This is a genomic window from Paucibacter sp. B51 (assembly GCF_027863535.1).
GTDB classification, from domain to species: domain Bacteria; phylum Pseudomonadota; class Gammaproteobacteria; order Burkholderiales; family Burkholderiaceae_C; genus Paucibacter_A; species Paucibacter_A aquatilis.
On sequence record NZ_JAPIVN010000001.1, the window covers coordinates 2,935,585 to 2,956,081 of the forward strand.

Here is a 20,497-nt window from a genome sequence, read left to right on the forward strand (position 1 = left end):
AGGCGTCTCATAGGCGGTCCAGCAAGGGTTCCAGGGTGTCGCGCAGCAGCTCGGCCGTCAGCGGGCCGACATGCTTGTAGCGAATCAGGCCCTGGCGGTCGATCACAAAGGTCTCGGGCACGCCGTAGACGCCCAGGTCGATGCCGACCTGACCACGCGTGTCCGAGCCGATGGCGCGGTAGGGGTTGCCCAGCTCTTTCAGCCAGCGGGTGGCCTGGGCGGGCTCGTCCTTGTAGTTCAGGCCCAGCAGCTGCAAGTCCGGCCGACGCCGCACCAGGTCCAGCAGCAGCGGGTGCTCCTCGCGGCAGGGGCCGCACCAGGAGGCCCAGACATTGAGCACGCTGATTTTGCCCGTCATGTCGGCCTGGCGCAGCGGCGCGCCGCCTTCCAGCAAGGGTGGCAGCACAAAGGCCGGCACCGGCTTGCCAATCAGCGGCGAGGGGATCTCGCGCGGCTTCAGCTGCAGACCGCGCGCCAGGAACAGGGCCAGCACGGCAAAGCCCAGCAAGGGGATCAGCGCTTTGAGCTTCATGGGCGTGCGCTCGCTCCTTGGCTGTTGCTGCGGTAGCGCCGGTCGCTGGCGGCCAGCAGGCCGCCCAGGCCCATCAGCAGGCAGCCGCCCCAGATCCAGTTGACGTAGGGCTTGATGGTGATGTGGACGATCCAGGCATCGGCCTGCTCATTGATCGGCTCGCTCAGCGAGACGTAAAGGTCGCGCAGCAGGCCGCTGGCGATGCCGGCTTCGGTCATGGGCATCTCCTGGCTGCGGTAGAGCCGTTTCTCGGGGTGCAGGGTGGCCACAGTCCGGCCCTCGCGCGTCACATCCACCGTGCCGCGCATGGCGCGGTAGTTGGGGCCGTCCACGGCCCGCAGCTCACTCAGGCGGAAGCTGTGCTCGCCCAGGCCGGCGCTCTCGCCGCGCTGCAGCGGCAGGTCCTGGCTCAGGGCCAGGCTGCTGACCAGGGTGACGCCGATGATGAAGACGCCGACGCCGGCATGAGCCAGCAGCATGGCGGCGGCCGAGCGCGGCAAGGCGCGCGCGCGCGTCCACCAGCCCTGGCCCGGAGTTGGCCACAGGCGTTCACCCAGCTCCAGCGCGACCGACACCAGCACCCACCAGGCCAGCAAGAGGCCGCCCCAGGCGGCCAGGCTCAGCTGCGCCGTGGCCCAGCCATGGGCGCCGGCGGCCAGCGGGCTCAGCAGCAGCGGCCAACGCAGGCGGCGCAGCAGCTCGGCGCTGTCCATGCCCTTCCAGCGCAGCAGCGGGCCCAGGCCCATCAGCAGGATCACCGGCGCCATCAGCGGCACGAACACCGCCTCGAAATAGGGCGGGCCGACCGAGATCTTCTGTCCGCTGACGGCGTCCAGGGCCATCGGGTAGAGCGTGCCCAGCAGCACCGCGCCGCAGGCGGCCAGCAGCATCACATTGTTGGCCAGCAGCGTGGTTTCGCGGCTGCGCCAGTGGAAGCGCGGCCCCAGGCCGACCGCGCCGGCGCGTGCCGCATACAGGCTCAGCGAGCCGCCCACCACCAGCACCAGAAAGACCAGGATGGCCAGGCCGCGCTGCGGGTCGGTGGCAAAGGCATGGACCGAGCTGAGCACGCCCGAGCGAACCAGAAAGGTGCCCAGCAGGGACAGCGAGAAGGTGACGATGGCCAGCAGCACCGTCCAGGCCTTGAAGACACCGCGCTTTTCGCTGACGGCCAGCGAGTGCAGCAGGGCGGTGCCGGCCAGCCAGGGCATGAAGCTGGCGTTCTCGACCGGGTCCCAGAACCACCAGCCGCCCCAACCGAGCTCGTAGTAAGCCCACCAGCTGCCCAGGGCGATGCCCAGGGTCAGAAAAGCCCAGGCCGCGCTGGTCCAGGGCCGGGCGAAGCGCGCCCAGGCGGCGTTGAGTTCACCGCCGGCCAAGGCCGCGATGGCGAAGGCGAAGGCCACGGCGAAGCCGACATAACCCATATACAGCATGGGTGGGTGCAGCACCATGCCGGGGTCCTGCAGCAGCGGGTTCAGGTCGCGGCCCTCGGGCAGGCCGGGCACCAGGCGGGCAAAGGGATTGGAGGTGACGAGCAGAAAGACCAGGAAGCCGGCCGCCAGCGCGCCCAGCACGCCCAGCACCCGCGCGCGCAGCGGCGCCGGCAGCTGCCGGCCGGCGGCCGCGACGGCCAGGGTCCAGGCCACCAGCAGCGCCACCCACAGCAACATCGAGCCCTCATGCCCGCCCCAGACCGCGGCGATGCGGTAGGCCAAGGGCAGCTCGCGGTTGGAATGTTGGGCCACATAGGCGACCGAGAAATCGCTGGCCACAAAAGCCTGGGTCAGGGCCAGATAGCCCAGGCCCACCAGGGCGGCCAAGGCCAGGGTCAAGGGCCGGTCCAGTGCCATCCAGTCGGCGCGTTGGCGCTGCGCGCCCAGCGCGGGCAGGCCGGCCAGCAGCAGGGCCACGCCCAGGGCCAGCCAGAGGGCGAGATGTCCGAGTTCGGGGATCACGGCGTGCTGCCTTTCAGGGTCCGGGCGGCGCGCTCGCGGGCCTGCTGGCTGCGCTGCAGCGCGTCGGCGGCCTCGGGCGGCATGTAGTTCTCGTCATGCTTGGCCAGCACCTCGCGGGCCAGGAACTGCCGGCCCTGCAACTGGCCTTGTGCGACCACGCCCTTGCCCTCCTTGAACAAGTCAGGCAGGGCACCGCTGAAGCTGACGGGCACCTGCTCGCTGCCGTCGCTGATCACGAACTGCACCCGCACGCCTTCGCGCCGGACGCTGCCCGGCTGCACCAGGCCGCCGATGCGGAAGCTGCGGCCTTGCGGCGCCTCTTGCGCGGCCACCTGGCTGGGCGTGTAGAAGAAGACCAGATTGCTGCGGAAGGCATTCATCACCAGGGCCGCGATGGCGCCCAGGGCCAGCAGGCCGGCAGCGATCAGCAGCAGGCGGCGGTGGCGGGTTTTCATGCGCCGTCCTCCACGTCCACCTCATGCAGGGCGCGAGCATGGCGGCGCCGGGCCAGGCCCACCTCGACCAGCATCCAGAGCAGGGCCGAGCCGTAGCTGCCCCAGACAAAAAAGCCGTAGCCGTCCATATGGAAGAAGTCGGCGGCGCTGTGCCAGTTCATGGGGTGTGTCCTTTCTTGCTCAGGGCCTGCACCCAGGCGGTGTCGCGTTCGCGCTCCAGGATCAGGCCGCGGGCGCGGGTGAAGATGACGGCGAAGGCATAGGCCCAGCAGGCCAGGCTCATCACGGCCAGGGCCTGCAACATGGTCTCGGCCATGCGCGGCGCGGCCGTCAGGCTGATGCTGGCGCCCTGGTGCAAGGTGTTCCACCAGCGCACGCTGAAATAGATGATGGGCACATTGACCACGCCGACCAGGGCCAGCAGGGCGCCGGCCGGGTCGGCCCGCTGCGGGTCCTCGATGGCATGCACCAAGGCCAGATAGCCGAGGTAGAGAAACAGCAGGATCAGCTCCGAGGTCAGGCGCGCGTCCCAGACCCACCAGCTGCCCCAGCTCGGCTGGCCCCACAGCGCACCGCTGAGCAGGGCGACCACGGTGAAGCCGGCGCCGGTCGGCGCGATCGCCCGCGCCAGCAGCGAGGCCATGCGCGCCTTGAAGGCCCAGCCGATGGCGGCCCAGAAAGCCAGGGCCAGGTAGAGCAGCATGGACAGCCAGGCCGCCGGCACATGGATGAAGAGGATGCGATAGGCCTGGCCCTGGGTGGCGTCGGTCGGCGCTACGAAGAAGGCCAGGTACAGGCCCAGGGCCGCCAGCCCCGCGGCCAGCAGCCACAGGCCCGGCAGCAGGCGGCCGGCCAGCGCGTAGAAACGCGAGGGCGCGGCATAGGTGTAGAAGCGGTGCGTGCGTGTCATGGGATGTGGGGGCGAGCTCAGCATGTCCATCAGATCAGGGCAATGCGCAGGGCCGCGGCGGTGGCCGCCGGCAGGGCGAGCAGGGCGCCGATCAGCAGGGCGGCCAGCAAGGACAGATGGCCGTCAACAGGCAGGCCGGCCTCCAGCGCGCCGACCGCGCCGCTGCCGAAGATCAGAACCGGCACCGCCAGCGGCAGCACGATCAGCAGATTGAGCAAGGCGCCGTTGCGCAGGCCCAGAGTCAGGGCGGCGGCCAGATTGCCCAGCAGGCTCAGGGTCGGCGTGCCCAGCAGCAGGCTCAGCATCAAGAGACCCAGGCTGTCGCTGTGCATGCCGTACATCAGGCCCAGCAGCGGCGTGGCCAGCAGCAGGGGCAGGCCATGGCTCAGCCAGTGCGCCAGGGCCTTGACGGCGGCCAGGCGCCAGGCCGAGTGCGGCGGCAGCAGCAACTGGTCCAGGCTGCCGTCCTGGGCATCGGCGGCATACAGGCTGTGCAGGGACAAGAGACTGGCCAGCAAGGCCAGCACCCACAGCACGCCCGGCGCCATGCGACGCAGCTGCTCGGGTTCGGGCCCCAGGCCGAGCGGAAACAGGCAGGCGGCCAGCAGCAAAAAGGCCACCGGCAGGCCGGCGTCGAGCGGCCGGCGCGCCGCCAGACGCAGCTCGCGCTGCAGCAGCAGTCGCGCTCCGCCGCTCATGGCCGGGCTCCGTCCAGCTGCAGCTGGCGCACGCCGGCCAGCGGCGCCAGCGCCTGGTGGCTGGTGAACAGGGTCGCGCCGCCGGCCGCGCCGTGGCGCTGGATCAGCTGGCAGAGCAGGGTCACGCCCTGGTCGTCGAGCGCGTCGAAGGGCTCGTCCAGCAGCCAGCAGCTGCCCGGTTGGGCCAGGGCCAGCGGCGCCAGCGCGGCGCGGCGGCGCTGGCCCTGGCTGAGGCTGCGTGCCGGCCGCCGGCGCAGCGGCAGCAGCTCGAAAAAGCGCAGCGCCTCCAGCAGCGCCGCTTCGTCTGCGGCCAAGCCCTGCCAGTGCGCCGTGAAGCGCAGGCCTTCGAGCAGGCTCAGCTCGTCTTTCAGGCCATTGCTGTGGCCCAGATAGCGCAGCGCCGCCCGGCGCTGGAGCTGGCCGCCGTCGGCGGGGCGCAGGCCGGCCAGGGTGCGCAGCAGTGTGGTCTTGCCGCAGCCATTGGCGCCGCGCAGCCAGACGCAGTCGCCGGCCTGCAGTGCCAGGTCCAGGTCTGCGAACAGTGCGACATTGCCGCGTTCGCAGCGCAGGGCGGTGGCCTCAAGCAGCAGTGCCGGGGACAGGGCGGAAACACAGGCGGGCACGGTTCGGGCTCATGATCAGAACAGGCGCTCAGTGTGTTTGAAACCGTGCTGACTTCACTTGATGTGAATCAAGATTGCAGCCGCGGCTCGCGGCCGCTGCGGACTCAGTGCGAAGTTCCTTCCTCGCGGCTGATCTTGTTCCAGACGTTGTACTTGCCGACCGGCTTGCTCATGGGCAGGCGCTTGATTTCCTTGAAACTGGCGGCGTCGTAGACGATCAGGGCGCCGTTCAGCTCCCAGAGGCTGGCCAGCACATGGCGGCCGTCCTTGCTGAATTCGACATGGGCCAGGGTCTTGCCCGGTTCGCGCACCTGGGCCACCAGGCTCAGGGTCTGCTTGTCGATGATGCTCAGCGTGTCGCGGGCCTCGGGGCCCCCCATCATCGAGTCGGTCCAGGCGTAGCGGCTGCCGGCATGGCTGCGCATGAAGAAGCCCGGCCCCGGCGTGACGATCTCCTTCAGCAGAGCCCAGGTTTTGAGGTCGATGACGCTGATGCGGCCGTCCTTCAGATTGGGGCTGGCCATCACCCGCCGGCCCTGCCAGTCGAAGCTGATGCCCGAGCCCAGATGCGGCATGCCGGCAATCGGCAGGCTGGCGACCTTGCGCCGTGCGTCGAGATTGACCACCTGGCCCAGCGTGGCGCCGCTGTCGGCGCCGGCCCGTGCCGTGCCCAGCACATGGCGGTAGCTCGGGTCGAAGAAGAAGTCATCGAGCGGCGTCTCCAGCGGCGTGCGGCGCGGATGCAGATAGCCCGGCGTGGCGATCGCCTCGCCCATGCGGAAGTCGTGCACCAGGCCCTCGTGGATGGGCTCGGCCTGCGGGTCGTAGGAGATCTCCCAGAGCTCGGCCATGTCCTTGAGCGCCAGCACAAAGCTGCGCCGCGGCGCGGCATCGTAGACGGCGGAGACGCGCGAGCCCTGCTTGCCGTCGAGGCTGCGCGTTTCGAAGCTCTTGTGCAGATTCAGATCGGCGTCGAACAGCAGCGCCCCTTGCGGCAGGTAGTTGGCCGCCATCACCCAGCGGCCATCGCCGCTGACGGCGATATTGCTCATGTTCAGGCCGGCCCGCACCTCGGCCACCAGGCGCAGGTTCCAGAGGTCGTACTTGCTGATCCAGCCATCGCGCGAGCCGAAGAAGACAAAACGCCCGTCCGGTGTGAACTTGGGCCCGCCGTGCAGGGCATAGCGGCTGGGGAAGCGGTGGATCACCTCGAAGCGGTCGCCGTCGACCAGGCTGATGTGGTGGTCGCCGCCCTCGACCACGACGAAGAGATTCATCGGGTCGGCGCGCCACTGCGGCGTGGCCGGCCAGCTGCGGCTGCTGGCTTCGAAGACGCGCGAGGCCCGCACATCGTCGGCCGTCCACTGCGGTGCCGGCCGCTGCGGCTGGTAGATCAGCTGGGCCAGGGCCTGCAGCGCGGCCTCGTCCAGGACGGTGCCGAAGGCCGGCATCTGCGTCGCCGCCCGGCCCTCGCGCATGACCTTGAGCGCCTCGGGCCGGCGCAGGCGCTCCAGGCTCTCGGGCAGCAGGGCCGGGCCCATGGCGCCCTGGCGCTGGGCGCCGTGGCAGGCGGCGCAGTGCTGCTGGAACAGGGCCTGGGGCGAAACTTCCGTGCTGGCCGTGCCGGCCGTGCCAGCCTGGGCGCGGGCATAGTCCACGCCCATCCAGAACAGGCCGGCGGCCAGGGCCAGCCTGGCCAGGGTTTTGATGTGCTCGTTCATGGCTGAAGCTCGTGGATGGGGATGGTGGTGGCCCGCGCTTCCGGGCGCTGTGCCTTGGGCGAGGTGAAGGGCCGCAGCGGCAGGCGCTGGCTGAGCTCGGCGGCGGCGGCCGGCGTGAGGCCGATCTCGGCGTCGTCCAGATAGCAGCCCGGGTCCTCGGCCCAGGGGTTGCCGCTGATCTGCTGGGCGCGCACCCGGGTGTTGCCGCCGCACAGCGGCAGGTGCTGGCAGGCGGCGCAGCGGCCCTGCACCGGCCGGGGCCGGCTCTTGAGCCCGTCCATCAGCGGGTCGCTGCGGTCGCTCCAGATGGCCGAGAACGGCCGCTCGCGCACATTGCCCAGGCGGTGGTGCCACCACATGGTGTCGGGGTGGACATCGCCGAGGTTGTCGATATTGGCCACGGCCACGCCCGAGGCATTGCCGCCCCAGGCCACCAGGCGCTCGCGCAGCGCCTCGCCCCACTGCGGCCAGCGTGCGCGCACCCAGGCCAGCAGGTAGGCGCCGTCGGCGTCGTTGTTGCCGCTGACATAGTCACGCTGCGCGCTGGCCGGCCGGTCCAGGTCCTCGCAGGCATCGCGCCAGGCGGCCTCGAACAGCAGCTCCAGCGCCTCGCGCGTGGCCTGGAAGCGGGCGTCGCGGCCGCGGTGGATATTGCCGCGGCCGGCGTAGTTCAGGTGCGAGAAGTAGAACTTGTCGACTGCCTCCTCGCGCATCAGGCGCAGCATGGCCGGGAAGTCCTGCTGGTTCAGCTCGGTCAGGGTGTAACGCAGGCCGGTCCTGACGCCGCGTTCGCGCAGCAGGCGCAAGGCCTGCAGCGAAGCATCAAACGCGCCCGCGCGGCGGCGGAAGCGGTCATGGGTCTCGGGCAGGCCGTCGATGCTGATGCCGACATAATCAAATTCCTGGGCGGCAATGCGGTCGGCCATGGCGGCGTCGATCAAGGTGCCGTTGCTGGACAGGGCGGTGTAGAAGCCCTGTGCTTGCGCGCGCGCCGCGATCTCGAACAGATCGGGCCGCAGCAGCGGCTCGCCGCCGGACAGGATCAGCACCGGCACGCCGTAGGCCCGCAGATCGTCCATCACCGTGCAGACCTCGGCGAAGCTCAGCTCGCCGGGGTAGTCGTGGTCGGCCGAGAGGGCGTAGCAATGCTTGCAGGTCAGATTGCAGCGGCGGGTCAGGTTCCAGATCAGCACCGGGCCGGGGCCTGGTCCGGCGGCTGACGCCTGGCCGGTCGTTCGCGGCTTCGGCTGCGGGTACTGGCCCTCGCGCTCGGCGCGGGCGACTTCACGCAGGTACTGGCTGATGCGCAACATGGTGGGTGGCTTTCGGCTGGAGGTGGGGGCTGCGCTTTGCAGCGGGTTTCATGCGGTGGCCCTCATTCGGCTTTCAGCCGCAGGCCGGTTTTCTTCAGGATGGCGCTGCTGTAGAGGATGTCGTGGCCCCGGCAGGCCGGGCCCAGCAAGGCCTGCAGCTGCTCGGCCTGGGCCTGCACCTCGGCGCGCGAGCGGCCGTGCAGCATGGCGAACAGGTTGTAGGGCCACAGTGGCAGGCGGCGCGGCCGGCGGTAGCAGTGGCTGACGCCGGCCTGCGCGGCCAGCAGCTCGCCCAGGCGGTCGACCTCGGCATCGTCGACGTCCCAGACCGTCATGCCATTGGCGCTGTAGCCCAGCCGGTAGTGGTTGGGCACCGCGCCGATGCGCCGGATCAGGCCCTGCGCCTTCATGCGGCCCAGCTCCGCGCAGACCTCGGCCTCGCTCAGGCCCAGCATCGCGCCCAGGGCCTCGAAGGGCCGCTCCACCAGCGGCAGGCCGCTCTGCGTGGCCAGCAGCAGCTGGCGCTGCACCGGGCTCAGGCTCGGGTTCGGGTTCGGGGCTTCAGTCATGGTGCAGGACCTCCGCGCCGGGGGCATCGGCCCGGGCCGGCAGATGCAGGCCGACAAAGTATTCGCGCTCCTTGGGGAAGGCCAGCACCGCCAGGCCGGTCAGGGCCTCGATGCGGGCGCAGCAGGGCGCGATGTCCTCGGGCCGCTCGGTGGCCAGCACGAACCACATATTGAGGGCGTGCTCGCGCCGGTAGTTGTGGGCCACCTCGGGCAGGGCGTTCAGCTGGGCGGCCACGGCGGCGAAGCGCGGTTCGGGCACCTGCATGGCCGCCAGCACAAAGAGCCCGCCGGCGCGCTCGATCTGGAACAGCGGGCCGAAGCGGCTCAGCACCCCCTCGGACAGCAGCTGCCCCAGGCGCATCAGCAGCCAGGCCTCGCTGCAGCCCAGCTCCTCGGCGACGGCGGCAAAAGGCCGCGGCAGCAGGGGCAGCTCGCCTTGCAGGCGGTTGATCAGGGCGGCGTCCAGTGCGTCCAGCCTGGCCTCTCGGTGCTCATGCATGGGCGGCCTCGCTGCTGTTCACGCCGCGGACATAGCGGGGCCCGCATTGCTTGAAACGGCGGCTGCTGAACAGCTGCTCCTGCGCAAAGCCGCCCAGGCCGGCGGCCGCCACCGCCTGCGCCAGCCATTGCCGCACCTCGGCGCGTTCGCGGCCGTGCAGCATGCAGAAGAGGTTGTAGGGCCAGCCGGCTGCGCGACTGCGCCGATAGCACAGGGTCACGCCGGGCTGGCGGGCCAGCAGGGCGGCATGGCCGTCGACCAGGGCGTCGGGCACGTCGAAGACGCACATGGCATTGGCGCCGAAGCCCAGCTCATGGTGGCGCACGATCAGGCCGAAGCGGCGCAGGCTGCCGCGTTCCAGCCAGCGCTGCAGGGTGGCGATCACGCGCGCCTCACCGCCGCCGCCGGGCTTGTCCTCGTCGCCGCCCTCGCTCCAGCCCAGCTGCCGGGCCCAGGCCTGGTAGGGGCGGTCCAGCAGCGGCAGGCCCTGCTCGACGCAGGCGGCCAGGCCGCGCTCCTCGGGGCTGAGCGCGACGTTCAGGCTGCCGTCCGCTGCGGCTTCGCCCATGCGGCTCGGGCAGTCGGGCCGTTGCGGATGGCGCAGATCGAAGCCCAGATTGATGCGGTAGGCGCGCTCCATGGGCAGGCGCAGCGTCGCCAGGCCGCACTGCCGCTCCAGCGCGTCCAGCTCGGCGGCAAGGCTCTGCGGGTCGGGGCCGGTCAGCACGAACCAGAGGTTGTAGACATGCTCGCGCTCGTAGTTGTGGTTGACGCCGGCCATGGCGTTGACCTGGGCGGCCACCGGCTCCAGCCGGTCGGCCGGCACGGCCATGGCGCAGAGCAGGGCGCTGCCGGCCGCACCCGGCGCCCAGATGCCGCCGATGCGCGAGAGGCTGCCGCGCTGCTGCAGCAGGCGCAGGCGGGCCAGCACCTGGGCCTCGCCCGCACCGTGGCTGTCGGCCAGGCCCAGGGCCTCGGCCAGGGCCGCTAACGGCCGGCGCTGCAGCGGGAAACGCTGCTGCCAGCGGTTCAGCAGCTCGCCGTCCAGCTCGCGGGCGTGCATGCTCAGGGTCTCGTCCATGGCGGCCTGCTCCCGGCGTCTCAGAAGCCGCTGCGCTGGGCGCGGCTGGTGAAGAAGATGCCGCTGGGCGAGGCGGCCGCCAGCCGCGCCTGGACGACGAAGCTGGCGGTGTCGATGACGCTGATCTGGTTGTCGTCGCGGGCCGAGATCCAGACCGACTCGCCGCGCGGGGTGAACTCCATATGCAGCACCGCGCGGCCGGGCTTCAGGGTCTGGATGATCTGGCGGCTCTGGGTGTCGATGACCTGCACGCGGTCGTAGTCGGGCAGGGCGAAGTTGACCCAGACCTGGCGCCCGTCGGGCCGCGCCATCACGAACACCGGCTGGCCGGCCACGGCGATGCGGCCGACCTCCTGCCAGCTCTCGGTATCGACCACCATCACCTCATGCCGGCCGATGGCGGGCAGATAGGCGTGGCGGCCGGCCACCGCCCAGCCGCGCAGATGCGGCATCTTGAACACCGGCAGCGCCTGCTGGCCACGGCCATAGCCGGCCAGGATGCGCTCGACCCGCGGCTCGGCCGCCCAGAGGTCGATCTTGGCCAGGCCGTCCTCGCCGAACAGGCCGGCGATGTAGTGGCGGCCGTCCGGCGTGATCAGCGCGTCATAGGGTTGGCGGCCCACGTCCTTGAACTTCTGCAGCTGCGGCGGCCGGCCGGCGGCGATGCCGCTGAGGTCGGCGATCCAGATCTCGCCCGCGTCGAACAGCGAGAAGATGAAGCGCTGGCCGGGCAGCTCGGCCAGGCCGACCACGCGCGAGCGCTGGCCTGGCGCGTACTCGGCCGGGATGTCGGCCACCTCGGCCAGGGTCACGCTGTCGAAGACCTTGATGCCGCCCGGCTGGTAGTTCTGCGCCGCCACCAGACGGCCGTCCTGCGAGATCGCGCCGCCGATCGAGTTGCCGCTCTGCTGCACCCGGGCGAGCAGGCGCCGGCTGGGCAGATGGACCTTGCTCAGCGCGCCGTCGCGTCCGAACACATAGGCGTGGGCGCCGTCGCGCGAGTAGACCAGGGAGGCGTGCGAGAGATCGCCCAGGCCCTCGATGCGGCCCAGCAGCTCGCGCCGGCTGGTGTTGAGCAGTTGCAGGCTGCCGCTGGCGCGCTCGACCACCAGGCCGAGGTCGCCGGTGCCGACGATGTGCTGCGGGCCAGGCTCGGTCGCAGCAGGGCTGGCGCAGGCGCTCAGCAGCAGGCTCAGCAGAAGACCGGACAGGCCGGCCAGGCAGCGGGTGGGGAGGTGTTTGACGGGTTTCATTTCTGAGCTTCCGTGCCGCTGGCGGCGGGTGTTACGTGCTGCAGCTGGCGGGCCAGCCAGTCGGCCTCGGCGGCGCTGATCATGCTTTTCCAGGGTGGCATCGGCGTGCCCGGCCGGCCGTGAAAGATGGTGGCGGCCACGGCCTCATGGGGCAGCTCGCGCAGCGCCTCGGCGGTCAGCGCGGGGCCCAGGCCGCCCTTCAGCTGCATGCCGTGGCAGGAGCCGCAGTCCTGGCGCAAGATGCGCAGCAGCTGCAGCTGGCGTGCGGCGCGGGGCTCAGCTTCCGCGGACTGGGTTGGCGCGGACCGGACCGGTGCGGTCGGAAGCACGCTCAAAAAACACGTTATCAGCAGGGCTTGCAGGCGGTGGTTCATGCGTCCATGCTCGCCGCTCGCTCGCTGCCTGTCCTTGAACTGCGTCAAGGACCGGGACGCCGGCCCCTGTCCACAATCAAGTCCAGCAGCAGCGGCCTTTCTGCCGATGCCGGAGCCCTCGATGAACGCCAGCCACAGCCACTCCTTGCTCTCCACGCAGCGCGCCCAGGTCACCCTGGTCGGCGCCGGACCCGGCGACCCCGAGCTGCTGACCCTGAAGGCCGCCCGCGCGCTGGCCGAGGCCGATCTGCTGCTCTACGACCACCTGGTCTCGGAGCAGGTTCTGGCCCTGGCCTCGCCGCAAGCCGAGCGTGTCTTCGTCGGCAAGCAGAGCGGCCGCCACCACCTGAGCCAGGCAGCCATCATCACGCTGATGATCGAGCTGGCGCGCGGCGGCCGGCGGGTGCTGCGGTTGAAGGGGGGCGACCCCTATATCTTCGGTCGCGGTGGCGAGGAGGCCGAGGCCCTGGCCGCCGCCGGCATCCGCTTCGAGACCATCCCCGGCATCAGCGCGGCCCAGGCCGCCGCCGCCGCGGCCGGCATCCCGCTGACCCACCGCGACCATGCCGGCACCCTGGTCTATGCCACCGGTCACCTGCGTGCCTGCACGGCCGCGCAGGCCGGAGCGGAGGGGGAAGAAGAAGCGCTGGCGCTGGACTGGGCCATGCTGGCGCGGCCGCAGCAGACCGTGGTCATCTATATGGGCCTGGCTGGCCTGCCGCTGATCAGCCGCCAGCTGATCGCTCACGGCCTGCCGGCGCAGACGCCGGCCGCCCTGGTCGAGAACGCCAGCCTGCCGCAGCAGCGCTGCGTGCGCGGCAGCCTGCAGGCCTTGCCGGACCTGGCCCTGGCGCATGGGCTGAAGTCGCCGACCCTGCTGCTGATCGGCGCGGTCACCGCCTTGCACGAGGTGCTGGCGCCGGCGATGGCGGCGCCGCCCGAGCTCAGCGATGCCGCTGGAATCTGGAGTCAGGCTTCGGCGCGAGACTATTGCAAGGTGTAGCTGGCCAGCTGCTGCGGCTGCAGGATGTGGATGTCGCGGCGCGAGATCTGGATCAGGCCCTCGTCCTCCAGCTCGCGCAGCACGCGCGAGAAGTACTCGGGCGTCAGGCTCAGGCGCGAGGCGATGGTGGCCTTGCTGACCGGCAGCGAGACGGTGTGCGGCTCGCGCCTCGCCGTTGGGCTCGCCGACGGCCGTGCCGCCTGCCGCGCTTGCGGCTCGCCGTCCAGCAAGAAGCCCACCACCCGCTGCATGCCGCTGTGCAGACAGTAGCTCTCGACATCGCGCAGCAGGCCGTGGATGCGCTGCGAGGCATCGGCCAGCAGGCGCAGGGCGAAGCTGGGGTCGCGGCTGATCTGTTCGGTGATGGCGGCCTTGGGGATGCGCAGCAGCAGCGCATCGCTGAGCACCTGGGCGCTGAAAGCCTGGGGCAGATCGTTGAAGAGGGCGGCCTCGCCGACGGTCTGGCCCGGGCCCAGCAGTTCCAGCACCTTCTCGCCGCCCTGGGCCGAGATGGCGAAGAGCTTGAGCTGGCCGGTGACCAGCAGGTGGAAGCTGTCGCAGACCTCGCCGGCACTGAACAGGCTCTGGCCGCGCGCCAGGCGCAGCAGGCTGCAACCCTGGGCCACGATGCGCGCCAGATCCGGCTCGCTGATGCCGCGGAACAGCGGCTGCACCGCCAGATAGCGCGGCAGCTCTTGGGCGGCGGAGATCGTTGTGTGGGACATCGTTGAACCTCGTTGTGGGGCTGAAGAGAAGGACGCAGCGGAGGCGATTCTGTTCAGCCCGGGCCGGGCTCATTTGATGTGCATCAAGCCGCATCTGCCAGTAGTTCCACGGAACTAGTCACCCTAGTTCCATCGGACGATGGCGGTGGCTGGCGCTTGCTGGCGGCGGCTCAGGCCTGCGCCGCGCCGGTGTAGGCGGCGAGCAGGGCGGTGTCGCGGATGTGGATGTCGCGCTTGTCGACCTCGATCAGGCCGGCCGCTTCCAGCTCGTGCAGCACGCGCGAGAAGTACTCCGGGGTCAGGCTCAGGCGCGAGGCGATGGTGGCCTTGCTGACCGGCAGGGAGACGGTGACGAACTCGCCGCTGCTGCCGTCCGCCGCCAGCTGGTCGCGCAGCAGATAGCCGATCACCCGCTGCACGCCGCTGTGCAGGGCATAGGCCTGGACATCGTGGACCAGGCCATGCAGGCGGCGCGAGATGCCGGCCAGCATGCGCAGGGCGAAGCGGCTGTCGTGCTCGATCTCGGTCAGCACCGCCTGCTTGGAGACCGAGAGCAGCAAGGTGTCGCTCAGGGCCTGGGCATTGATGATGTAGGGCCGGCCGGTGAACATCAGCGCCTCGGCGAAGCTGTGGCCGGGGCCGACCAGCTCGATCACCTTTTCCTGGCCCGCCGGCGAGATGGCGAAGAGCTTGACCTGGCCGGTGACGGTGACGTGGAACTCCTCGCAGGGCTGGCCGACGCGGAACACCGCGTCGCCGCGCGTCAGCCGGCGCAGGGTGCAGCCCTCGGCCAGGCGGGCCAGCTCGGGCGCACTGAGGTCGGTGAACAGCGGCAGCACCGAGAGATAACGAGGCAGGTCAAAGGCGCGCATGTCCATGGCGGGGCTCCGGTCTTGGGGGGCTTGAGATGCCGCCATTGTCGAGAGCGCTGCGGCGCGCGGCCTTGATCTGTCTCAAGCGCGCGGACTTGACGTTGGCCTGCTGGTTTGCTCGCTCCTTAACTCACAGAGGGTGAGAGTTTTTCGTGGCGAGCGCGCAGTAGAAAAACTCTCACCCTCAGACGCCGCGAGTCAGCCGGCTGTAGACGCCGGCGAGGCGCAGCGGCAGCTCGGTCGGGCGGGCCACACGGGCCCAGCCCTGGTGGCCGAAGAGATGGGGCAGATAGTCCTGGGCCTGCTCGTCGATGCTCAGGCAAAAGGGCTGCAGGCCGGCGCGGCGCGCCTCGCGCACCGCTTCGCGCGTGTCCTCGATGCCCCAGCGGCCCTCGTAGACATCGAGGTCATTGGGCTTGCCGTCGGTCAGCAGCAGCAGCAGGCGCTGGCGCTCGGGGCGCTCTTGTAGCCGGCGTGTGGCCAGGCGAATCGCCGCGCCCATGCGGGTGTAGTAGCCGGGCTTGATCGCGCCGACCCGGCTTTGCACCGGGCCGGACCAGGCCTCGTCAAAGCCCTTGAGTTGATGGATGCGCACCTGGCTGCGCCGCACCGAGCTGAAGCCCAGCATGGCAAAGGGGTCGCCGCAGCCATGCAAGGCCTCGCCGAAGACATAGAGCGCATCGCGGATCACATCGATCACCCGCTGCTCGTTGTTGGCATAGGCGTCGGTGGACAGGGACAGATCGGCCAGCAGCAAGGTGGCCAGGCTGCGCTCGCTGCGCTGGCGCCGGGCCCAGACTTGCGGCTCGGGGCTGCTGCTGGCCTGCAGGCTGCCCAGATGCCGCACCCAGGCATCGAGATCCAGCACCTCACCCTCGTTGCAGCCGCGCTGCCACTGCGGCGCGCTGCGCAGGGTTTCGAGCCGGCGGCGCAGGCGGCGGGCGGTCTGGCGCAGGGCGACCGGCGGTACAAAGGCGGCGCCACCGGGCCGCGCCACCAGGGTCTGCACCCGGCAATGTTCGGGCAGCAGGCATTGCCGCTTCCAGTCCCATTCGGGCAGCGACTCGCCCTCGCCCAGGGGCAGGTCGTCGGCGCTGGCGCTGGGCAGGTCGAGGTCGAACTTGATGCGGGCGGCGCTGGCCGAGCCCTCGCGCGCCAGCGTCAGCTCCTCCATATCGTCGGCCGCGGCGCGTGCCTCGTCCTCGTCGGTCTCGTCCTCGCTGGCCCGGTCCAGCGGCACATGCTCGCTCCAGCTGCGCAGCGATTCGGCCTTGGAGGCCAGCAGCAGCGGCGCCCGCTGCGAGGCCGGCTTGGCCGGGCGGGCGCGGCGGCGCTTCGCTTGCTCTTGTTCTTGTTGCGCTTGTGACCCACCGCCCGCGGCCGCGCTGCGCGCCTGGCCCGTCGCCCCCGCCGCGGCCGCAGGCAGGGCCTGCAGCCACAGCCAGACCGGGGCCAGCAGCGGGGCCTCCGCGTCGAGACTGCTATGGAGCTGGGCCAGCCCGGGCTCGGCCAGCAGCAGGGCTTGCAGGCGCGCCTCGGCCGCCCGCGCCTCTGGCGTGCGCAGTGCCACGGCCTCGGCGCGGCGTTGGGCCAGATGGGCCTCGCGCAAGCGCAGCCAGCGCGGCCGCAGGCCCGGGCAGCGCTGCAGGGCCAGCTGGCAAGCGGCGAGGTTGTCGCCCGCCCAGCTGCCGCTGGCACCGAGTTCGAAGCAGGCGGCCAGGGCGGCCAGCCAGAGGTAGAGGTCGCGGTTCAGCTCCGCCTGCTCGAACAGGGCGATGCGCGGCGGCAGGGCCAAAGTCTCGGTGTCCAGGCGTGGCAGGGCGGCGCGCGTGCCGCTGCCGGCCAGGCGCTGCAGCCAGTGGCGCGGGCCGGCTATGCGCATATCGGCCGCGGGCACGATGCGCAGGCTGTGGCTGCCGCCGGCGGCGCGGTAGAGCAGGCCGGCGGCCTGCTGCACATCGGGCAGCACCACGGCGGCCCCGGCATGGCCGCGCTCGGCGGCTCCGGTGATGAAGCGATGCCAGCGTTCGCCGATCCACTCTTCCATGGTCTAACTTCCTACTTCAAGGGTCGGTTCGCTTGCTGCTTCTTTTCGACTGACGCAGCGTCTCGCGCAGCGCGTCCAGGCCCACGGTCCATTCCAGCTGGGGCTGGGGCAGCTGCGGCTGTGCCTGTTGCGACTCGGCGCATTGGTCCACGCAGCGGCCGCACTGCACGCAGGAAAACATCAGGCGCTTGATCTGGCGCGGCCGCAGCCGCATCGGGCAGACGCGGTCGCAGGCGCTGCCCTCGGGCGCACGCTCGGTGCTGCAGGTACGGCAGTCGCTGGCGCGCTCGCGCTTGAAGGCCACGACCAGGGCGCGCGGGTTGGCCATCCAGGCCAGACTCTGGAACAGGCCGACGGCGCAGCCGAAGCGGCAGAACAGGTGGCGGGCGAACAGCAGCTCCAGGGTGAAGGCGCTGCCGGCGATCAGGATGAAGCGGCTCTGGTTGGCGGTCAGCGTGCCTTGCAGCAGGCCGCCCCAGATCGCCTGCGGCGGCAGCAGATAGCTCAGCAGGGTGATGGCCCAGAGAAAGCCGAAAGCCGCGCAGCTCAAGGCATAGACCGGCCACCAGCGGCGCTGCGCGGTCTCGCCCGGCCGCAGGCTGCTTTGCTCGTCCCAGAGGCTGAATTTGCCGCAGGCCTTGTGCAGCAAGGCGTTCAGGCCCTCGACCAGCGAGAAATGCGGGCACAGCCAGCCGCAGTAGAGCCGGCCCCAACGCCAGGCCACGCCGAGAAAGAGCGCCACCAGGGCAAGGCCCGGCAGGATGCCGCGCAGGATCAGGCTCAGGGCCGCTTGATCGGCGCTGACCTCGCCGCGCTGCAAGGCCGTAATGCCCAGACTCCAGCGCTGGCCCAAGACCCAGAGCTGGGTTTCGTTGAGGTCGAAGCGCAGCAGGTTCAGGGCCGGCGCCAGCAGGAAGAGGGCGAAGAAGGCCAGCTGCGTGGCGCGCCGACGACGCTGCAGCCGCTGGCTGTGCTGAATTGAAGAGCCCGGCGCGGGGCCAGGATCAGGCATCGCCGATCACCGCACGCAGCACCTCGTGCAGGGCGGCGCCGGTGTCGGCCTCGTCCGTCAGCGCGTCGACGATGGCCGCGCGGCAGGCGGGCAGCAGGGCCAGGCCGGCCACATGCAGGCGCGCCGCCATCACCAGCAGCCGGGTGCTGGCGGTTTCTTCCAGGTCTTGCTCGGTCAGCCGGCGCAGGGCCTGGGCCAGGCGGACCAACTGGGCAGCCACCTCGGCGGAGCAGCCACTTTCGCTGGCGACGATGGCGCGCTCGATGTCAGGCGCCGGGTAGTCCAGGCCCAGGGCGACGAAGCGCTGGCGGGTGCTGGGCTTCAGGCCCTTGAGCAGGTTCTGGTAGCCGGGGTTGTAGCTGATCACCAGCATGAAGCCGGGCGCGGCCTGCAGCAGCTCGCCGGTGCGCTCGATGGCCAGCTGGCGCCGGTCATCGGCCAGCGGGTGCAGGACCACGGTGGTGTCCTTGCGTGCCTCGACCACCTCGTCCAGATAGCAGATCGCGCCGTCGCGAACGGCCCGGGTCAGCGGGCCGTCGCACCAGCGCGTGTCGCCGCCCTGGATCAGGTGGCGGCCGACCAGATCGGCCGCGCTGAGGTCGTCATGGCAGCTGACCGTGATCAGCGGCCGGCCCAGCCGGGCCGCCATATGCTCGACCAGGCGGGTCTTGCCGCAGCCGGTCGGGCCCTTGATCAGCAGCGGCAGGCGGCTGGCATGGGCCTGCTCGAAGAGCCGGCATTCCTCGCCTTGGGGCGCGTAGAAGGGCAGTTGCTGCAACTGCCTGGCACTGTGCATTTCCATGCTCAGGCCGCGCGGGGCAAGGCGCCGTGTTGCTGGGCGCTTTCGTGCAGGGCTTCATCTTCGGCCCGGCCGGGGCCGACGAAGAAGCTGGCCAGATAAGTCAGCAGGCCCAGCAGGAACATCACGCCGCCGGCCATGCGCAGCCAGTAGAAGAAGCGCAGCTGGTCTTGCGTGGCCATGAAGCTCATCGCGCCCTCGCTGGGCATGCGCTGCAGCCAGACCTGCAGGATGCCGGCGCCGGTCAGGGCCAGCACCATCACGCCCATGCCTATGGTCATGATCCAGAAGCTCCACATCTCCACGCTCTGGGCGCGGCGTGAGTTGGCTTCGCGGCCGCGCAGCAGGGGCATGGCATAACTGATCATTGCAATGACCACCAGCACATAGGCGCCGTAGAAGGCCAGGTGGCCGTGGGCGGCGGTGATCTGGCTGCCGTGGGTGTAGTAGTTGACCGGGCTCAGCGTGTGCAGGAAGCCCCAGACGCCGGCGCCGAGGAAACCCATCACCGCGCAGCCGACGGCCCAGAGCACGGCCGCCTGGTTGGGATGCTCGCGCTTGCGCCGCTGCACCATATTGAAGGCGAACAGGGTCATCATGAAGAAGGGAATCGGTTCGAAGGCGCTGAACACGCTGCCGACCCACAGCCAGTAACCCGGCAGACCGATGAAGAAGAAGTGGTGGCCGGTACCCAGGATGCCGGTGACCAGGGCCATGGTGACGATCAGGTACAGCCACTTGTCGATCACTTCACGGTCCACGCCGGTGGTCTTGATCAGCACAAAGGCCAGCAGCGCGCCCAGGATCAGCTCCCAAGTGCCTTCCACCCAGAGGTGAACGACGAACCACCAGTACATCTTGTCGCGCACCAGATTGCTGGGGTTGACGAAGCTGAACAGGAACATCAGGGCCAGGCCCCACAAGCCCATCAGCAGCACCAGGGTGATGGCGGTCTTGCGGCCCTTCAGCACCGTCATGCTGATGTTGAAGAGAAAGGCCAGGGCGACAACGACGATGCCCAGCTTGGTCGGCAGCGGCTGCTCCAGGAATTCGCGCCCCATGGTGGCCAACAGGTTGTTGCCGGTCATCTCGGCCAGCGTGGCATAGGGCACCAGCAGATAGCCGAGTATGGTCAGCGCGCCGGCGCCCAGAAAGACCCAGAACAGGATCTTGGCCAGCAAGGGGCTGTAAAGCTCGGTCTCAGCCTCCTCGGGCACCAGGAAATAGGCGCTGCCCATAAAGCCCATCAGCAGCCACACGATCAGCAGATTCGTGTGCACCATGCGGGCGATGTTGAAGGGAATGGCCGGGAACATCAGGTCCCCGATCAGGTATTGCAGGCCCAGGGTGATGCCGAAGACGATCTGGCCGAGAAAGAGTGCCAGTGCGCCGATGAAGTAGAGCTTGGCGACGGCCTGGGATTTGTATTTGAGGGTGGTGGGTTTCATGTTGTCTCCTCAACCTTCGATGTTTGGCGGCCACTTCTCGGTGTCCACGCCATTGGTCCAGCGCAGGAACTCGACCAGGTCATCAAGCTGCTTGTCGTCGAGCTGGAAGTTGGGCATCTGGCGGCGGCCGGGGGCGCCGGTCGGCTGGGCCTTGATCCAGGCCTTGATGAAGTCAGGGCCGCGGCGCTTGTAGACATTGCCCAGCTCGGGCGCGAAATAGGCGCCTTCGCCGAGCAGGGTGTGGCAGCCAATGCAGTTGCGGGTTTCCCAGATGTGCTTGCCGCGCACCACGGCCGGCGTCAGTTCGCCGGCATTGGATCGCTTGGGAATTCTTTGTTCGGTATCGAAGATCAGCGCGGCGAACAGCAGCACGAAGAACAAGGTGCCTCCGTAGAAGATATTGCGCGCCATCTGGCTGGTGAAGCCTCGGCTCATGATGGTCCGTCCTCAGGGTCTGTTGCAGATGCCGCAAGACTAGGGACTTATGTGCGCCGCTTCCTTGAACCGGAACAAGGAAAAACCGGTCCGGCGCTTCAACACACAGTGCAAACCCTGATGGCGCCGGGGCGGCTGCCAGGCCGTCCGGCGTCGCAGGGTCGCGCTTG

At 70.1% G+C, this 20,497-nt stretch carries 22 protein-coding genes; 1 reads left to right on the forward strand and 21 read right to left on the reverse strand.

Features of this window, described 5'->3' with window-relative positions; all coding sequences use genetic code 11:
- Nucleotides 1-7 precede the first annotated feature (7 nt).
- The 14 genes from OOB33_RS12585 to OOB33_RS12650 form a co-directional block, all read right to left on the reverse strand.
- A complete protein-coding gene (locus OOB33_RS12585; protein WP_271008919.1) occupies nt 8-532 on the reverse strand; it encodes a DsbE family thiol:disulfide interchange protein in 525 nt (174 codons plus the stop codon).
- Nucleotides 529-2,490: a heme lyase CcmF/NrfE family subunit gene (locus OOB33_RS12590; protein WP_271008920.1), complete on the reverse strand. Its 1,962-nt coding sequence runs from the start codon at nt 2,488-2,490 to the stop codon at nt 529-531. Before OOB33_RS12590 ends, OOB33_RS12585 begins: the two co-directional genes overlap by 4 nt.
- Nucleotides 2,487-2,945 (reverse strand): cytochrome c maturation protein CcmE, encoded by a 459-nt coding sequence (gene ccmE, locus OOB33_RS12595; RefSeq protein ID WP_271008921.1) that lies wholly within the window; start codon nt 2,943-2,945, stop codon nt 2,487-2,489. The genes OOB33_RS12590 and ccmE overlap by 4 nt, the downstream gene beginning before the upstream one ends.
- Nucleotides 2,942-3,106, reverse strand: coding sequence for a heme exporter protein CcmD (gene ccmD / locus OOB33_RS12600; RefSeq protein ID WP_271008922.1), 165 nt, complete (start codon nt 3,104-3,106; stop codon nt 2,942-2,944). The genes ccmE and ccmD overlap by 4 nt, the downstream gene beginning before the upstream one ends.
- Nucleotides 3,103-3,855, reverse strand: a complete 753-nt coding sequence (gene ccmC, locus OOB33_RS12605) for a heme ABC transporter permease CcmC (protein WP_271008923.1) — start codon at nt 3,853-3,855, stop codon at nt 3,103-3,105. Before ccmC ends, ccmD begins: the two co-directional genes overlap by 4 nt.
- Before the next feature lie 29 nt (nt 3,856-3,884).
- A complete protein-coding gene (ccmB, locus tag OOB33_RS12610; RefSeq protein WP_271008924.1) occupies nt 3,885-4,553 on the reverse strand; it encodes a heme exporter protein CcmB in 669 nt (222 codons plus the stop codon).
- Entirely contained in the window at nt 4,550-5,176 is a 627-nt protein-coding gene (ccmA, locus tag OOB33_RS12615; RefSeq protein WP_271008925.1) for a heme ABC exporter ATP-binding protein CcmA, read from the reverse strand. Before ccmA ends, ccmB begins: the two co-directional genes overlap by 4 nt.
- Nucleotides 5,177-5,280: 104 nt before the next feature.
- Nucleotides 5,281-6,897, reverse strand: a complete 1,617-nt coding sequence (locus OOB33_RS12620) for a cytochrome D1 domain-containing protein (RefSeq protein ID WP_271008926.1) — start codon at nt 6,895-6,897, stop codon at nt 5,281-5,283.
- A complete protein-coding gene (nirJ, locus tag OOB33_RS12625) occupies nt 6,894-8,210 on the reverse strand; it encodes a heme d1 biosynthesis radical SAM protein NirJ (protein WP_271008927.1) in 1,317 nt (438 codons plus the stop codon). Before nirJ ends, OOB33_RS12620 begins: the two co-directional genes overlap by 4 nt.
- 62 nt (nt 8,211-8,272) lie before the next feature.
- Nucleotides 8,273-8,779, reverse strand: coding sequence for a siroheme decarboxylase subunit beta (ahbB, locus tag OOB33_RS12630; protein WP_271008928.1), 507 nt, complete (start codon nt 8,777-8,779; stop codon nt 8,273-8,275).
- A complete protein-coding gene (locus OOB33_RS12635; RefSeq protein ID WP_271008929.1) occupies nt 8,772-9,278 on the reverse strand; it encodes an Lrp/AsnC family transcriptional regulator in 507 nt (168 codons plus the stop codon). Before OOB33_RS12635 ends, ahbB (OOB33_RS12630) begins: the two co-directional genes overlap by 8 nt.
- Nucleotides 9,271-10,359 carry a siroheme decarboxylase subunit beta gene (ahbB, locus tag OOB33_RS12640; RefSeq protein ID WP_271008930.1) on the reverse strand — a complete coding sequence of 363 codons (1,089 nt, stop codon included), beginning with the start codon at nt 10,357-10,359 and terminating at the stop codon, nt 9,271-9,273. Before ahbB (OOB33_RS12640) ends, OOB33_RS12635 begins: the two co-directional genes overlap by 8 nt.
- A 20-nt stretch (nt 10,360-10,379) precedes the next feature.
- Entirely contained in the window at nt 10,380-11,612 is a 1,233-nt protein-coding gene (locus OOB33_RS12645) for a cytochrome D1 domain-containing protein (RefSeq protein WP_271008931.1), read from the reverse strand.
- Nucleotides 11,609-11,986, reverse strand: a complete 378-nt coding sequence (locus OOB33_RS12650; protein WP_271008932.1) for a c-type cytochrome — start codon at nt 11,984-11,986, stop codon at nt 11,609-11,611. Before OOB33_RS12650 ends, OOB33_RS12645 begins: the two co-directional genes overlap by 4 nt.
- A gap of 121 nt (nt 11,987-12,107) precedes the next feature.
- On the opposite strand from OOB33_RS12650, the gene cobA reads away from it, so the two are divergent.
- On the forward strand, nt 12,108-12,989 hold the full coding sequence (gene cobA, locus OOB33_RS12655) for a uroporphyrinogen-III C-methyltransferase (protein ID WP_271008933.1): 882 nt from the start codon (nt 12,108-12,110) through the stop codon (nt 12,987-12,989).
- On the opposite strand, the gene OOB33_RS12660 is transcribed toward cobA, so the two are convergent.
- The 7 genes from OOB33_RS12660 to OOB33_RS12690 form a co-directional block, all read right to left on the reverse strand.
- Complete coding sequence (locus OOB33_RS12660) at nt 12,974-13,714, reverse strand: Crp/Fnr family transcriptional regulator (protein WP_271008934.1); 741 nt, start codon at nt 13,712-13,714, stop codon at nt 12,974-12,976. The genes cobA and OOB33_RS12660 overlap by 16 nt on opposite strands.
- 170 nt (nt 13,715-13,884) lie before the next feature.
- Nucleotides 13,885-14,592, reverse strand: a complete 708-nt coding sequence (locus OOB33_RS12665) for a Crp/Fnr family transcriptional regulator (RefSeq protein WP_271008935.1) — start codon at nt 14,590-14,592, stop codon at nt 13,885-13,887.
- A gap of 178 nt (nt 14,593-14,770) precedes the next feature.
- Nucleotides 14,771-16,633: a nitric oxide reductase activation protein NorD gene (locus tag OOB33_RS12670; RefSeq protein ID WP_271008936.1), complete on the reverse strand. Its 1,863-nt coding sequence runs from the start codon at nt 16,631-16,633 to the stop codon at nt 14,771-14,773.
- Between the two features lie 16 nt (nt 16,634-16,649).
- Nucleotides 16,650-17,645: a 4Fe-4S binding protein gene (locus tag OOB33_RS12675; RefSeq protein ID WP_271008937.1), complete on the reverse strand. Its 996-nt coding sequence runs from the start codon at nt 17,643-17,645 to the stop codon at nt 16,650-16,652.
- Nucleotides 17,638-18,447: a CbbQ/NirQ/NorQ/GpvN family protein gene (locus tag OOB33_RS12680; protein WP_271008938.1), complete on the reverse strand. Its 810-nt coding sequence runs from the start codon at nt 18,445-18,447 to the stop codon at nt 17,638-17,640. Before OOB33_RS12680 ends, OOB33_RS12675 begins: the two co-directional genes overlap by 8 nt.
- Before the next feature lie 2 nt (nt 18,448-18,449).
- Nucleotides 18,450-19,892: a cbb3-type cytochrome c oxidase subunit I gene (locus OOB33_RS12685; RefSeq protein WP_271008939.1), complete on the reverse strand. Its 1,443-nt coding sequence runs from the start codon at nt 19,890-19,892 to the stop codon at nt 18,450-18,452.
- Between the two features lie 9 nt (nt 19,893-19,901).
- Entirely contained in the window at nt 19,902-20,327 is a 426-nt protein-coding gene (locus tag OOB33_RS12690) for a c-type cytochrome (protein WP_271008940.1), read from the reverse strand.
- Between the last annotated feature and the right edge of the window lie 170 nt (nt 20,328-20,497).

Bases quoted from the DNA above. Each gene is read 5' to 3' on its own strand.
- OOB33_RS12585 (WP_271008919.1), bottom strand. From the start codon at position 532: ATGAAGCTCAAAGCGCTGATCCCCTTGCTGGGCTTTGCCGTGCTGGCC.
- ccmE (WP_271008921.1), bottom strand. From the start codon at position 2,945: ATGAAAACCCGCCACCGCCGCCTGCTGCTGATCGCTGCCGGCCTGCTG.
- ccmD (WP_271008922.1), bottom strand. From the start codon at position 3,106: ATGAACTGGCACAGCGCCGCCGACTTCTTCCATATGGACGGCTACGGC.
- ccmC (WP_271008923.1), bottom strand. From the start codon at position 3,855: ATGACACGCACGCACCGCTTCTACACCTATGCCGCGCCCTCGCGTTTC.
- ccmB (WP_271008924.1), bottom strand. From the start codon at position 4,553: ATGAGCGGCGGAGCGCGACTGCTGCTGCAGCGCGAGCTGCGTCTGGCG.
- OOB33_RS12620 (WP_271008926.1), bottom strand. From the start codon at position 6,897: ATGAACGAGCACATCAAAACCCTGGCCAGGCTGGCCCTGGCCGCCGGC.
- nirJ (WP_271008927.1), bottom strand. From the start codon at position 8,210: ATGTTGCGCATCAGCCAGTACCTGCGTGAAGTCGCCCGCGCCGAGCGC.
- ahbB (WP_271008928.1), bottom strand. From the start codon at position 8,779: ATGACTGAAGCCCCGAACCCGAACCCGAGCCTGAGCCCGGTGCAGCGC.
- OOB33_RS12635 (WP_271008929.1), bottom strand. From the start codon at position 9,278: ATGCATGAGCACCGAGAGGCCAGGCTGGACGCACTGGACGCCGCCCTG.
- ahbB (WP_271008930.1), bottom strand. From the start codon at position 10,359: ATGGACGAGACCCTGAGCATGCACGCCCGCGAGCTGGACGGCGAGCTG.
- OOB33_RS12645 (WP_271008931.1), bottom strand. From the start codon at position 11,612: ATGAAACCCGTCAAACACCTCCCCACCCGCTGCCTGGCCGGCCTGTCC.
- OOB33_RS12650 (WP_271008932.1), bottom strand. From the start codon at position 11,986: ATGAACCACCGCCTGCAAGCCCTGCTGATAACGTGTTTTTTGAGCGTG.
- cobA (WP_271008933.1), top strand. From the start codon at position 12,108: ATGAACGCCAGCCACAGCCACTCCTTGCTCTCCACGCAGCGCGCCCAG.
- OOB33_RS12660 (WP_271008934.1), bottom strand. From the start codon at position 13,714: ATGTCCCACACAACGATCTCCGCCGCCCAAGAGCTGCCGCGCTATCTG.
- OOB33_RS12665 (WP_271008935.1), bottom strand. From the start codon at position 14,592: ATGGACATGCGCGCCTTTGACCTGCCTCGTTATCTCTCGGTGCTGCCG.
- OOB33_RS12670 (WP_271008936.1), bottom strand. From the start codon at position 16,633: ATGGAAGAGTGGATCGGCGAACGCTGGCATCGCTTCATCACCGGAGCC.
- OOB33_RS12675 (WP_271008937.1), bottom strand. From the start codon at position 17,645: ATGCCTGATCCTGGCCCCGCGCCGGGCTCTTCAATTCAGCACAGCCAG.
- OOB33_RS12680 (WP_271008938.1), bottom strand. From the start codon at position 18,447: ATGGAAATGCACAGTGCCAGGCAGTTGCAGCAACTGCCCTTCTACGCG.
- OOB33_RS12685 (WP_271008939.1), bottom strand. From the start codon at position 19,892: ATGAAACCCACCACCCTCAAATACAAATCCCAGGCCGTCGCCAAGCTC.
- OOB33_RS12690 (WP_271008940.1), bottom strand. From the start codon at position 20,327: ATGAGCCGAGGCTTCACCAGCCAGATGGCGCGCAATATCTTCTACGGA.